This window comes from Actinomadura atramentaria DSM 43919 (assembly GCF_000381885.1).
Classification (GTDB): Bacteria; Actinomycetota; Actinomycetes; order Streptosporangiales; family Streptosporangiaceae; genus Spirillospora; species Spirillospora atramentaria.
The window spans coordinates 391,667-404,440 of record NZ_KB907210.1; the positions used below are offsets into that span (position 1 = coordinate 391,667).

The window sequence follows — 12,774 nt, forward strand, 5'->3', positions numbered from 1 at the left end:
ATTGCCCACGGCCGAATGTGGCCAAGCAAGCGCTCGGTTGCTAGCGGGCGCGGCCCGCCCGCGGTCGAGCCGACCCGTGTGCCGTGCGCGCCGGGCAGCCCCGCCGCGCACGGCGGGAACGTCACGCCCAGTCCGCCGAGGCGGTCGCCTTCTCGGCCTGGGCGCGCAGGCGGCGCGCCGCCTCGGCCGGGTCGTCGGCGCCGTAGACGGCGCTGCCCGCCACGAACACGTCCGCGCCCGCCGCCGCGCAGCGCTCGATCGTCTCGGCGCTGACGCCGCCGTCGACCTGGAGCCAGACCGGGCGCTCGCGGTCGCGGATCAGCTCGCGCGCGCGGCGGATCTTCGGCAGCACGACGTCGAGGAACTTCTGCCCGCCGAACCCCGGCTCCACCGTCATCAGCAGCAGCATGTCGACCTCGCCGAGCAGGTCGGCGTACGGCTCGACGGGCGTCGCCGGGTTGATGCCGAGCGACGCGCGCGCCCCGGCCGCGCGGATGGCCCGCAGCGTGCGGACGGGGGCCTTGGCCGCCTCCGCGTGGATGGTGACGCTCTTCGCGCCGACCTCGGCGAACTGGGGGGCCCACCGGTCCGGGTCCTCGATCATGAGGTGGCAGTCGAGCGGCAGCGGGCTCGTCCGCAGCAGCGCCTCGACCACCGGCAGCCCGATGGTGAGGTTGGGGACGAAGTGGTTGTCCATCACGTCGACGTGGACCCAGTCGGCGGCGTCGGCCACGCGCGCGACGTCGTCGGCGAGGTGGGCGAAGTCGGCGGACAGGATGCTGGGTGAGATCTGCGGAGCCATGATGCCCCGAGTCTAGAGGCGGCCCCCGGCCCGGCCCTCACCCGGCCGGGGGACGCCGGGGGTGACGGACCGCACCCCCGGGCCCCGCGCGTCAGCGGCGGCGCAGCAGCGCCAGGAACATCGCGTCGGTGCCGTGCCGGTGCGGCCAGAACTGGGCGTACTCCCCCGACTCCCCCGCCGCGACGCCGGTCAGCGACGGCGCGACGGCCGCCAGCGCGGCGGGCGCGTCGAGGCGTTCGGCGTCGTCGCGGCGCGCGAGGACGTCGTCCACGACGACGCGGGTCTCGGCCAGGTGCGGCGAGCACGTCACGTACGCGACGACGCCGCCGGGCCGCAGCGCGTCGAGCGCGGCGGCGAGCAGGTCCCGCTGGACGGGCCCGAGTTCGGCGACCGCGCCGGGCCCGCGCCGCCAGCGCGCCTCCGGGCGGCGGCGCAGCGCGCCGAGCCCGGTGCAGGGCGCGTCGAGCAGGACGCGGTCGAACGCGCCGGGCCGCCACGCGGGCCGGGTGCCGTCGGCGGCGACGACGCCGGTCCGCCGGTCGACCGTGCGCCGGACGAGCCCGGCCCGGTGCGGCTGCACGTCGGCGGCCAGCAGCCGCGCGCCGCGCCCGGCGGCCAGGCCCGCGAGCAGGCCCGCCTTGCCGCCCGGCCCGGCGCACACGTCCAGCCAGCGGTCGTCGGGGCCGGTGAGCGGCGCGGCGCCGAGCGCGGCGGCGACGAGCTGGCTCGCCTCGTCCTGCACGGCGGCGCGGCCCTCGCGGACGGCGGGCAGCGCGGCCGGGTCGCCCTCGGCGAGCACCGCCCCGTACGGCGAGTACGGCGCGGGCTCCGCGCCCGCCCCGGTCAGCTCGGCGACGTCGGCGCGGCCGGGCCGGGCGACGAGCGCGACGCGCGGCCGGGCGTTGTCGGCGGCGAGCAGGTCCGCGATCTCGGCCGAGTCGGGGCCGAGCGCGTCCCGCAGCGCCGACACGATCCACTTGGGGTGGCTGTGCGCGACCGACAGCCGGGTGGTGAGGTCCGCGTCGGGGGGCGCGATGATCGCCAGCCAGGCGTCCAGGTCCCGGCCCGCGACCTTGCGCAGGACGGCGTTGGCGAACTTCGCCTGCCCCGGCCCGGCGACGGTGCGCGCGAGGTCCACGGCGGTGCCGACGGCGGCGTGCGCGGGGATGCGGGTCGCGAGGATCTGGTGCGCGCCGAGCCGCAGGACGTCCAGCAGCGGCGGGTCGATCCGGCGCAGCTCGCGGTCGCTGCACAAAGCGAGGACGGCGTCGTAGGTGCCGCGCCCGCGCAGCGTGCCGTAGGTCAGCTCGGTCGCCAGGGCGGCGTCGCGGCCGGTCAGCCGCCGGTCGCGCAGCCGCGCGGGCAGCAGCAGGTTGGCGTAGGCGTCGCGGGTCTCGACGGCGCGGATGACGTCGAACGCGGTGCGCCGGACCAGGTCCTCGGGCCGACCGGTGCGGCGCGGCCCGCCGGGCCGCCGGTTGTCGCGCTGGTCGCGGGAGCGGTGGGAGCGCGACCGGTCGTCGCGTGCGGGGGCCATCAGAGCAGGGCGTCCTTGCCGACGAGGTTGACGCCGCGCGCCCAGTCGGCCGCCGCCATCGGGCGCTTGCCCTCGGGGCGGACCTCGCCGAGCGCGACGGGGTGGGTGGCGGTGCCGACGAGCACCTCGCGCTTGCCCGCGGCCAGCTCGCCGGGGGCGAGCGCGGGGCCGTCCGGGACGGGCCGGACCGGGCCGAGCTTGAGCCGCGCGCCGCGGAACTCCGTCCACGCGCCGGGCGCGGGCGTGCAGGCCCGGACGAGCCGGTCCACCCGGTGCGCGGGGGCGCGCCAGTCGACGCGGGCGTCGGCGGGGGTGAGCTTGGGGGCGACCGAGACGCCCTCGGCGGGCTGCGGGCGCGGGTCCAGCGCTCCGGCCTCGATGCCGTCCATCGTGTCGGCGAGCAGCCGCGCGCCCGCGACGGCGAGGCGGTCCAGCAGGGCCCCGGCGGTGTCGTCGGGCCGGATCGGCTCGGTGAGCACGCCGTACACCGGGCCGGTGTCCAGGCCCTTCTCGATCTGGAAGGTGGCCGCGCCCGTCATGTCGTCGCCGTGCAGGACGGCGTGCTGGACGGGGGCCGCGCCGCGCCACGCGGGCAGCAGCGAGAAGTGCAGGTTCACCCAGCCGTGCCGGGGGATCGCCAGCGCGGCCTCGGGCAGCAGCGCGCCGTAGGCGACGACGGGGCAGCAGTCGGGCGCGATGGCGCGGAGCCGGTCCAGGAACTCCGGGTCGCCCGCCTTGGCGGGCTTGAGGACTTCGATCCCGGCCTCGGCGGCGCGCTCGGCGACGGGGCTGGCGACGAGCCGCCGCCCCCGTCCGGCGGGCGCGTCGGGCCGGGTGACGACCGCCGCGACCTCGTGCGCGGACGCCAGCAGCGCGTCCAGGGCGGGGAGCGCCGTCTCGGGGGTGCCGGCGAAGACGAGGCGCACTCAGATCGCCTTCCCGTAGGTGCGGTGCGGGGACTGCTTCACCACGGGCGCGGGCTCGCCGAACCACTCGGCCTCGCGGATCGCCTTCATCGCGGCCTTGCGCTGCTCGGCGTCCATCCGGTCGATGAAGATGATCCCGTCCAGGTGGTCGGTCTCGTGCTGGACGCAGCGCGCCAGCAGGTGCGTGCCCTCCAGCGTGATCGGCTCGCCGTGCATGTTGAACCCGCGCGCGACGGCCCGGACCGAGCGCGGGGTGGGGAACGCCAGGCCGGGCAGCGACAGGCAGCCCTCGTCGTCGGTCTCCTGCTCGTCGGACAGGTCCAGCGCGGGATTCACGACGTGGCCGAGGACGTCGTCCACGTAGTAGGTGAACACCCGCAGGCCGACGCCGAGCTGCGGCGCGGCGAGCCCGACGCCCGGCGCGTCGATCATCGTGTCGGTGAGGTCCTTGACGAGCTGCCGCAGTTCCTTGTCGAAATCCCGGACCGGCTCGGCGGCGGTGCGCAGCACCGGGTCGCCGAAGATGCGGATGGGCTTGACGGCCAACGGGCACTCCGTTCTCGGGACGGCGCGGCGGCGCCGGAAGGTTCGTGTGCCCCCAGTCTACGGAGGCCCGGACGGCTGTCGCGCACCCGCGAGCGGGTCAGGCGGACGCGGTCCCGGCGACGAGCGGCGCGGTGTAGCCGTCGGCCAGCAGCATCTCGCGGACGCCCCAGACGCCGAGCGGGGTGAGCGCCCAGCCGTCCCCGGAGCGGGCGGCGACGTCCCAGGCGGCGAGGTCGGCCAGCTCCAGGGCCAGCGCCTCCGCGACGGCCGCCGGGGCGGGCGCGGCGCCCGCGTCGCCCTCCGCGTCGGCCGCCTCGACATGCTCGGCGAGGGCAGCAGCCAGCTCGGCGGCGGGCGTCGGCCCGTCCTGCTCGTACAGGTACAGCAGGATGCCGGGCAGCTCCGCGCGGACGAGCGCGCCCGCGTCCGCCCCGGCGGGCTGCTCGGCGGGGGCCACGGCGTGCTCGAACAGCGCCAGCCACGCGGCGAGCAGGTCGTCGCCCGTCCCGGCCAGGCCCGCGTGGACGGGCCCGAGCGCGCCGACGCCGCCCGCGGTGTCGATCACCTCGGCGCGCGCCGCCGCCCACCACAGCCGGTGCAGCTCGGGCAGGTCGGCCAGCGCCGCGACGGTCGCGGCGCGGCGCGGGCAGGCCAGTTCCAGCGCGGCGACGGCGGCGAGCGCGTCCTGCGCGGACGGCTCGGCCCCGGCGGTCAGCCGCCGGCTCACCGCCCACGCGGCGAGCGCGCGGGCCTGCCGGGCCAGCCCGGACGCGGCGGCGGCCGCGGCCAGCTCGGCGCGCGGCGCGAGCCGGACGGGCGGGACGCGCAGGTCGTCCACGTCCTGGCCGGTGGCGCGCAGATGGGCGTCCACGCGCGCGAACCGCTCGTCCTCGGGCAGCACCTCGAACGCCTCGACCCAGCGGTCGGCGGCGGCCGCGTCGGCGGGGTCGACGCCGTCCGCGCGCATCAGCGCCGTCATGATCTCGGCGGCGGCGCGGCGCTCGTCGGTCTCGGCGGCGGCGACCGCGCGGGCGAACTCGGGCTCGATCTCGGCCAGCGCCGCGCGCAGCGCGGCGGCGTCCGCGCCCGCCGCCGCGGCGAGGTAGGCGACCAGGTGCCGGACGGCCGCCAGGATCGCGGGGATCTCCGCGACGTCCGCGACGACCGCCGCGGGGAACGCCTCCAGCAGCAGGCGGCGCAGCCCGGCCGCGTCCAACGCCTCGGGGCCGGTCAGCCCGATCTCCTCGCGCGCCAGGTCCAGCAGCAGCCGGACGCCGAGGACGTCCACCGCGTCGTCCTGCTCGTCGGCCCAGCGCCGCAGGTCGGCGGCGGTGTCGTCTACCCAGTCGTCGGCCACCCGCAAACCCTAGAGCAACCGGCGTCCGCGCGCGGGCCGGATCAGCGGGTCAGATCAACTCCAGCGGGTCTATCTGGACGCGGACGGCCTCGGGCTCGCGCCGGGCGCTGCGCACGGCCGCCGCGTCGCGCAGCGCGCGGGCCAGCGCCGCCGCCGCGCCGGGCGGCACCCGCACGAGCGCGCGCTCCCGCCCGGCCGCGCGCTCGCCGGGCCGGTCGTCCTCGACCGGGACCGGGCCGAGCACCTCCGCGCCGGCCGGCAGCCGCGCCTCGGCGAGCAGGTCGCGGATCGCGGCGGGCGTCCCGGTCAGCGACGCCATCCGCGCCGCCGGGGGGAACCCGGCCTCGCGCCGCTCCGCCAGCTCCAGGTCGGCGTAGGTCGCGGCGTCCCAGCGGACGAGCGCCTGCACCGGCCGCAGCGCCCCGTCGGCGGCGACGACGACCGGTCCGCCGGGCCGCACGAGCGCGGCGGCGTTCAGCCACCGGCGCAGCGCCTCCTCGCCCGCCCGCAGGTCCGCGCGGCCGAGCAGCGCGCGCCCGTCCAGCAGCAGCGCCGCCGCGTACCCGCCCGCCGCGACGGGCTCCGCGCCGGGCGTCGCGACGACCAGCGCCGGATCGGCGGCGACGTCGGCGAGGATCTGGTCGCGGCCCGACGTCCGCACCGGGACGCCGGGGAACGCCCGGCCCAGCTCCTCGGCGGTGCGCCGCGCGCCGACCGCGACGGCCCGCACCTGGAAGTGCCCGCACTCGGGGCAGTGCCAGTCCCCCGCGATCCGCCCGCACCAGCGGCACGACGGCGCGGCGTGCGACGACGCCAGCGCCAGCGGCCCGCGGCACGCCGCGCACCGCGCCGCCTCCCGGCACCGCCCGCACGCCAGGCCCGGCAGGTAGCCGCGGCGCGGGACCTGGACGAGCACCGGCCCGTCCGCGAGCGCGGCCCGCGCGGTGCGGAACGCCAGCTCCCCGAGCCGCGCGGTGCGGGCCGCCGGGTCGCGGGCCAGCTCGGCGTCGTCCCCGGCGGGCCGGACGCGCGGCATCGCGGCGCGGACCTGGTCGCGGTCGGCGGCCAGCGCCCGCGCCCACCCGGTCGCGACGAGCCGCGCCGCGTCGGTCGTGCGGGTGTACCCGCCGAACAGCGCGCCCGCGCCCGCCCGGTGCGCGCGCAGCGCCAGCACCTCGCGCGGGTGCGGGTAGGGGGCGTGCGGCTCGGCGTGGACGTCGTCGCCGTCGTCCCACAGCACGACGAGCCCGAGGTCGGCGACGGGCGCGAACATCGCGGCGCGCGTCCCGACGACGGCCCGGACCGCGCCGCGCCGCACCGCCAGCCAGCGCCGGTACCGGACGGTCGGGCCGAGGTCGGCGGTCAGCGCGACGTGCCGCCCCTCCCCCAGCTCGGCCGCCAGCGCCGCGTCCACCCGGGCGACGTCGCGGCCGTCCGCGACGACGACCAGCGCGCCGCGCCCGCCCGCCAGCGCCGCCGCGACGGCCCGCGCGACGGCGGCGGGCCACGCCGGGCCGGGCAGCGCCGACCACACGGCGCGCGGCGCGCGGCCCTCGCGCAGCGCGGCGAGGAACGACGGCCCGGCCGGGTACCGCGCCCACGGCCCCGGCCCGGCGACGGGCTCGGCGTCCGGGCCCGCGACCGGCGCGGGCGCCTTCGGCTCCTCCGCCTCCACGCGCGCGTGCCGGGGCGGGACGGCGAGCCGCAGCACGTCCGCGAGGGTGCCCGCGTACCGGTCCGCGACCTCCCGCGCCAGCGCCGCGACGTCCGGGGCGAGCACCGGTTCGGGCGAGACGACGCGTTCGAGGAACAGCAGCTTGCCGTCGTGCCCGCTGTCGGCGGCGCGCTCCAGCAGGTAGCCGTCCACCAGGCGGCCCGCGAACCGCACCCGGACGCGGACGCCCGGCACGGCCTCGGCGGCGAGCTTGTCGGGGACGAGGTAGTCGAACGTCCGGTCCAGGTGCGGCAGCGGCACGTCCACCGCGACGCGCGCCACCGGCAGCTCACCGGCAGCGACCCGCCCGCCCTTGGGGGCCGGGCGCGCGCCGCGTGTCGCCCCCGCCGCCCCCCGCGCGGCGGACGGTAGGGTCTTCGTCGGGCGGCCCGCGACCTCGTCCAGTCCCGGGATCAGGCCCGTGCCGCCGCCGTCGCTCGTCACCGTCCCGTCCTACCAGACCGCGGGGACAGCGCCGCCCCGTCCGGCCGGGCGGACCGCGCGGCGGCGACCAGGCAGCGACGAGAGCAGCAGGCAGCGTGACGACAGCACACCTACCCGAACGCGTCGGCGCCCCGCGCGCCGGCCGCCCCGCCGGGCCCCGCCCGCGCTGGCGGCGGCTGGCCGACCCGCGCCACCCGGTGACGGCCGCGACGCTCTTCGCCGCCGTCCTGCACCTGGTGTGGGCGCGGTGGCTCGCCGCCGAGGGCGGCGACCTGGCCGCGCAGGCGTTCTGGACGCACTTCGCCGGGGAGCACCCCGGCTCGGCCTACAACCTCGCCTGGTACGGCGGCATCCACCCCGTGTCGTACAGCGTGCTGTCGCCGTACATCATGGCGTGGTTCGGCATCCGCACCGTCGCGACGGTCGCGGGCACCCTGTCGGCGACGCTCGCCGCCGTCCTGCTCGTGCGGTTCCGCGCCCCGGCGACGCTGCCCGCCGCGCTGTGGGCGGCGTTCGCGATCTCCTGCAACGCCGGGTCCGGACGCGTCACGTTCGGCCTCGGGCTGGCGTTCGCGCTGCTCGCGGTCCTCATCGCGTTCACGCCGCACGGCCGTCCCGTCCCGCGCGCCGCCGGGATGTTCGCCCTCGGCCTGCTGGCGACGCTCGCGAGCCCCGTCGCCGGGCTGTTCCTCATGGTGGTGTCCGCCGCGCTGATCCTCACCGGCCGCTGGCGCGCGGGCGTCGCGATCGGCGCGGGGCCGCCGCTGGTCGTCGGCGTGACGACGGCGCTGTTCCCGTTCACCGGCGTCCAGCCGATCGGGTTCGGGTCGATCGTCGCGCCCGCGATGGCCAGCGTCCTGGCGCTGCTGCTGTGCGCGCCGCGCTCGTGGCGGATCGTGCGGATCGGCGCGGGCGTGTACGCGGTCGGCGTCCTGCTGACCTACCTGATCCCCTCCCCCATCGGCAGCAACGTCGAGCGGCTGTCGCTGCTGTTCGGCGGGATGCTGCTGCTGTCGGCCATCGCCGGGACGACGCGGCTGTGGCGGCTCGCCGTGATGAGCGTCGCGTTCGTCGTGTCGGCCGCCTGGATGATGGTCAAGCCGATCGACGACATCATCCACACCCGGCCCGCCGCCGCCACCGCCGGGACCGTCGCCGGGCTCCGCGCCGAACTCGACCGCTACGGCGCGGACCGGGGCCGCATCGAGGTCGTGCCGCTGCGCTCGCACTGGGAGACGTCCGGCCTCGCCCGGAACTACCTGCTGGCGCGCGGCTGGAACCGGCAGGTGGACGCCGAGCGGTACCCGCTTTTCTACGACGAGGGCGCGCTGACGCCCGCGTCCTACCACGCGTGGCTGCGCACCTGGGCGGTGCGGTTCGTCGTGCTGCCCGAGCAGGAGACCGACTGGGCCGCGACCGGCGAGGCCGGTCTCGTCCGCGCCGGGCAGCCGTACCTGCGCGAGGTCTACCGCGACGCCTACTGGCGGCTGTACGCGGTCGCCGACGCGGTGCCGCTGGTGGAGCTGCCGTCCACGGTGGCCCGCGCCCGCGCCGACGAGCTGGCGGTGGACGTGCCGTCGCGCGGCTCGGTGCTGATCCGCGTCGCCTGGTCCCCGTGGCTCGGCGTCACCGGGACGGGCGGCGGGTGCCTGGAGCGCGACGGCGAGTTCGTCCGCCTCCACGCCCCCGGCCCCGGCCGCTACACGATCGGCGCGCGCTACCGCCTCCCGCGCGGCACTCCCTGCCCGCGCTGAGACGGCGAGGACCCCGGGGCACCGCCCCGGGGTCCTCGTGTCGCACGCGCCCGATCAGAGACCGGCGGCCGAGGCGAGCGCGTCGGCGCGGTCGGTGGACTCCCAGGAGAAGTCCGGCTCCGGCCGGCCGAAGTGCCCGTAGGCGGCCGTCTGCGAGTAGATCGGCCGGAGCAGGTCGAGGTCGCGGACGATCGCGGCCGGCCGCAGGTCGAACACGTCGAGCACGGCCTCCTGGATCTTGGCGACCGGCAGCTTCTCGGTGCCGAACGTCTCCACGAACACGCCGACCGGCTGCGCCTTGCCGATCGCGTACGCGACCTGCACCTCGGCGCGGTCCGCGAGCTGCGCGGCGACGATGTTCTTGGCGACCCAGCGCATCGCGTACGCGGCGGAGCGGTCCACCTTGGACGGGTCCTTGCCGGAGAACGCGCCGCCGCCGTGCCGGGCCATGCCGCCGTAGGTGTCCACGATGATCTTGCGGCCGGTCAGGCCCGCGTCGCCCATCGGGCCGCCGATCTCGAACCGCCCGGTCGGGTTGACCAGCAGCCGGTACCCGTCGGAGTCGATGTCGAACTCGGCGAGCACCGGGTCGACGACGTGCTCCTTGACGTCCGGGGTCAGCAGCTCCTTGAGGTCGATGTCCGGCGCGTGCTGGCTGGACACCACGACCGTGTCGAGGCGGACGGCGCGCGCGCCGTCGTACTCGATCGTCACCTGGGTCTTGCCGTCGGGGCGCAGGTAGGGCACCACGCCGCCCTTGCGGACCGCCGACAGGCGCTGCGCGAGCCGGTGCGCCAGCGTGATCGGCAGCGGCATCAGCTCGGGCGTCTCGTTGGTGGCGTAGCCGAACATCAGGCCCTGGTCGCCCGCGCCCTGCCGGTCGAGGTCGTCGGAGCCGCCGCCCTCGCGGGTCTCGTAGGCGTCGTCGACGCCCTGCGCGATGTCGGGCGACTGCGCGCCGATGGACACCGACACGCCGCAGGAGTGCCCGTCGAAGCCCTTCTTGGACGAGTCGTAGCCGATCTCCAGGATCTTCTCCCGGATCACGCCGGGGATGTCCACGTAGGTCTCGGTGGTGACCTCACCGGCGACGTGGACCTGACCCGTGGTGATCAGGGTCTCGACGGCGACCCGGCTGCCCGGGTCGTCCTTGAGCATCGCGTCCAGGAGCGTGTCGCTGATCTGGTCGGCGATCTTGTCGGGATGCCCCTCGGTGACGGACTCGGAGGTGAACAGGCGGCGAGACACGTTGCGTGGACTCCTTGCAGCGGCTGCTGACTGACGTCGCAGAGCGGATGGTGGTCATCGGCACGGCCGGGGGATACGCCCGCCCCCGTCCGGGTTCGGTTTCCCGGAAAGTCTATAGGGAGGCTCCGCGCGGGCGAGGGAGCGTGCCATCCCGTTTCACGGGCCGGTGCGCCCGGGGACGTCGCGCTCCCCCGGCGTCGGCGGGGCGAGGCGCGCGGCGACCAGGTCCCACACGACGTCCGCCAGGTCCTCCTTGGGGCCGCGCGGGATCTCGACGGCCGAGCCGTCCGCCCCCAGCACCACGGCCGCGTTGTCGGGGCGGCCGAACGTCAGGTCCGCGCCGACCTGGTTGACGACGAGCAGGTCGCAGCCCTTGCGGGCGAGCTTGGCGCGGCCGTGTTCGAGGACGTCGTGGGTCTCGGCGGCGAACCCCACCACGACCTGCCCCGCGTGCGGGCGCGCGCCCAGTTCCGCGAGGACGTCGGGGTTCTGCACCAGCTCGATCGGCGCGGGCCCCGCGCCCTCGACCTTCTTGATCTTGGCGTCCTGGTACTCGGCGGGCCGGAAGTCCGCGACGGCGGCGGCCATCACGACCGCGTCCGCGTCCTCGGCGGCGGCCAGGACCGCGTCGCGGAGCCGCGCCGCCGACTCGACCGGCACGACCGCCGCGCCCGCCGGATCGGGCAGCGCGACGTTCGCCGCGACCAGCGTGACCCGCGCGCCGCGCGCGACGGCCGTGCGCGCCAGCGCGTACCCCTGGAGGCCGGACGAGCGGTTGCCGAGGAACCGCACCGGGTCCAGCGCCTCGCGGGTGCCGCCCGCCGACACCACGACGTGCCGCCCGGCCAGATCGCGACCGACCGCGCCGCGCGCCAGCACGCGCCGGGCGACCTCGAACAGCTCCGCCGGGTCGGGCAGCCGCCCCGGCCCGGTGTCCCGGCCGGTGAGGCGGCCGGACGCCGGGTCCACGACGATCGCGCCGCGCGCGCGGAGCGTCGCGACGTTCGCCTGGGTGGCGGGGTGCTCCCACATCTCGGTGTGCATCGCGGGCGCGAACACCACCGGGCAGCGGGCGGTGAGCAGCGTGTTGGTGAGCAGGTCGTCCGCGAGGCCGTGCGCGGCGCGGGCCAGCAGGTCGGCCGTGGCGGGCGCGACGAACACCAGGTCGGCGGTCTGGCCGATGCGCACGTGCGGCACCTCGGCGACGCCGTCCCAGACGCGGGTCGCGACCGGGCGGCCGGACAGCGCGGCCCAGGTGGGCTCCCCCACGAACCGCAGGGCGTCCTCGGTGGGGACGACGGTCACGGCGTGGCCGGACTCGGTGAGCCGCCGCAGCAGCTCGCAGACCTTGTACGCGGCGATGCCCGCGCCGACGCCCAGCACGACGCGCGGGCGCGCGTCGGCGGCGGCGCCGTCCGGCGCGTTGCGGGGAGTCATGCGGTTCGCCTTCCCGTGCCGCCGCGCCCGCGGGCGCGGTCACCGGCACGCCGGGACGGGCGCCGGGGACCGGCGCCGTTCGGTGCGGGCGTCAGCCCTCGACGGGCTCGGCGTGCAGCAGGCCCTCGCGCGTCTCGCGGAGCGCGATGGACAGCGGCTTCTCCTGGACCTGCGTCTCCACGAGCGGGCCGACGTACTCCAGGAGGCCCTCGCCGAGCTGCGCGTAGTAGGCGTTGATCTGCCGGGCGCGCTTGGCCGCGATGCTGACCAGGCCGTATTTGGTGTCGACCACTTCGAGCAGTTCGTCGATCGACGGGTTGGTGATGCCTTCGTTGCTGCTGGCTGCCACGCCGTGGCCTTCCGTTCGGACGAGCCGGAGCTAGCCGGGCTAGCTCAGTGCTGGACGACCATCAAGGCTAGCAGCTCGTCGACCACGTCCCGGACCGACGTGTTGACGAGCGTCACGTCGAACTCCTTCTCGGCGGCCAGCTCGACGCGGGCGGCGGCCAACCGCCGCTCGATCACGTCGGGCGGTTCGGTGCCGCGGCCCGTCAGGCGGCGCACCAGCTCGTCCCACGAGGGCGGGGCGAGGAACACCAGGCGCGCGTCGGGCATGGTCTCGCGGACCTGCCGGGCGCCCTGGAGGTCGATCTCCAGCAGCACGGGCTCGCCGCGGGCGAGCCGTTCGACGACGGGGCCGCGCGGGGTGCCGTAGCGGTTCCCGGCGAACTCCGCCCACTCGAGCAGCTCCCCTTCGGCGACGAGCCGGTCGAAACCGGCGTCGTCGACGAAGAAGTACTGCACGCCGTGCCGCTCCCCCGGCCGGGGAGACCGGGTGGTCACCGAGACCGACAGCCACACCTCGGGGCGGGTTTGCCGGATCTCGGCGACGACCGTGCTCTTCCCGACGCCTGACGGGCCGGAGAGGACCGTCAGCCGCCGGTGGGAGGGAGCTTGCGCGTTGGAGCCGTCCCGGGCAGTCATGAATGCCGCGGAACCGGACGGGATG

11 protein-coding genes are annotated in these 12,774 nt (G+C 77.4%); 1 reads left to right on the forward strand and 10 read right to left on the reverse strand.

Translation table 11 applies throughout. The annotated features are described in order from the left end of the window. Positions 1–121 precede the first annotated feature (121 nt). The 6 genes from rpe to G339_RS0109235 all read right to left on the reverse strand — a co-directional run bounded on the left by rpe (position 122) and on the right by G339_RS0109235 (position 7,326). Positions 122–802: a ribulose-phosphate 3-epimerase gene (gene rpe, locus G339_RS0109210; RefSeq protein ID WP_019630780.1), complete on the reverse strand. Its 681-nt coding sequence runs from the start codon at positions 800–802 to the stop codon at positions 122–124. Positions 803–893: 91 nt separating this feature from the next. Beyond that, positions 894–2,339, reverse strand: a complete 1,446-nt coding sequence (locus G339_RS0109215; protein ID WP_019630781.1) for an RsmB/NOP family class I SAM-dependent RNA methyltransferase — start codon at positions 2,337–2,339, stop codon at positions 894–896. Next, a complete protein-coding gene (fmt, locus tag G339_RS0109220; protein WP_019630782.1) occupies positions 2,339–3,265 on the reverse strand; it encodes a methionyl-tRNA formyltransferase in 927 nt (308 codons plus the stop codon). The genes G339_RS0109215 and fmt overlap by 1 nt, the downstream gene beginning before the upstream one ends. Continuing rightward, positions 3,266–3,811 (reverse strand): peptide deformylase, encoded by a 546-nt coding sequence (gene def, locus G339_RS0109225; RefSeq protein WP_019630783.1) that lies wholly within the window; start codon positions 3,809–3,811, stop codon positions 3,266–3,268. Between the two features lie 97 nt (positions 3,812–3,908). After that, positions 3,909–5,168, reverse strand: a complete 1,260-nt coding sequence (locus G339_RS0109230) for a hypothetical protein (protein WP_019630784.1) — start codon at positions 5,166–5,168, stop codon at positions 3,909–3,911. 49 nt (positions 5,169–5,217) lie between these two features. Further along, on the reverse strand, positions 5,218–7,326 hold the full coding sequence (locus G339_RS0109235) for a primosomal protein N' (RefSeq protein ID WP_019630785.1): 2,109 nt from the start codon (positions 7,324–7,326) through the stop codon (positions 5,218–5,220). A 95-nt stretch (positions 7,327–7,421) separates the two neighbouring features. Between G339_RS0109235 and G339_RS0109240 the strand changes: the two genes are divergently transcribed. Next, a complete protein-coding gene (locus tag G339_RS0109240; protein WP_205625511.1) occupies positions 7,422–9,080 on the forward strand; it encodes an MFS transporter in 1,659 nt (552 codons plus the stop codon). Between the two features lie 54 nt (positions 9,081–9,134). Here the strand turns inward: G339_RS0109240 and metK are convergent, their stop codons facing one another. The 4 genes from metK to gmk form a co-directional block, all read right to left on the reverse strand. Beyond that, positions 9,135–10,328 carry a methionine adenosyltransferase gene (gene metK, locus G339_RS0109245; protein ID WP_019630787.1) on the reverse strand — a complete coding sequence of 398 codons (1,194 nt, stop codon included), beginning with the start codon at positions 10,326–10,328 and terminating at the stop codon, positions 9,135–9,137. Between the two features lie 156 nt (positions 10,329–10,484). Then, positions 10,485–11,765, reverse strand: coding sequence for a bifunctional phosphopantothenoylcysteine decarboxylase/phosphopantothenate--cysteine ligase CoaBC (coaBC, locus tag G339_RS0109250; protein ID WP_019630788.1), 1,281 nt, complete (start codon positions 11,763–11,765; stop codon positions 10,485–10,487). Between the two features lie 91 nt (positions 11,766–11,856). Continuing rightward, positions 11,857–12,114, reverse strand: coding sequence for a DNA-directed RNA polymerase subunit omega (gene rpoZ / locus G339_RS0109255; protein ID WP_019630789.1), 258 nt, complete (start codon positions 12,112–12,114; stop codon positions 11,857–11,859). A gap of 44 nt (positions 12,115–12,158) precedes the next feature. Then, the gene (gene gmk / locus G339_RS0109260) at positions 12,159–12,749 is read right to left on the reverse strand and encodes a guanylate kinase (RefSeq protein WP_026341282.1); all 591 of its coding nucleotides are present in this window, start codon (positions 12,747–12,749) and stop codon (positions 12,159–12,161) included. Between the last annotated feature and the right edge of the window lie 25 nt (positions 12,750–12,774).

Excerpts from the sequence above, each read along its gene's own strand:
- coaBC (WP_019630788.1), bottom strand. The coding sequence starts at position 11,765 with ATGACTCCCCGCAACGCGCCGGACGGCGCCGCCGCCGACGCGCGCCCG.
- G339_RS0109215 (WP_019630781.1), bottom strand. The coding sequence starts at position 2,339 with ATGGCCCCCGCACGCGACGACCGGTCGCGCTCCCACCGCTCCCGCGAC.
- rpe (WP_019630780.1), bottom strand. The coding sequence starts at position 802 with ATGGCTCCGCAGATCTCACCCAGCATCCTGTCCGCCGACTTCGCCCAC.
- gmk (WP_026341282.1), bottom strand. The coding sequence starts at position 12,749 with ATGACTGCCCGGGACGGCTCCAACGCGCAAGCTCCCTCCCACCGGCGG.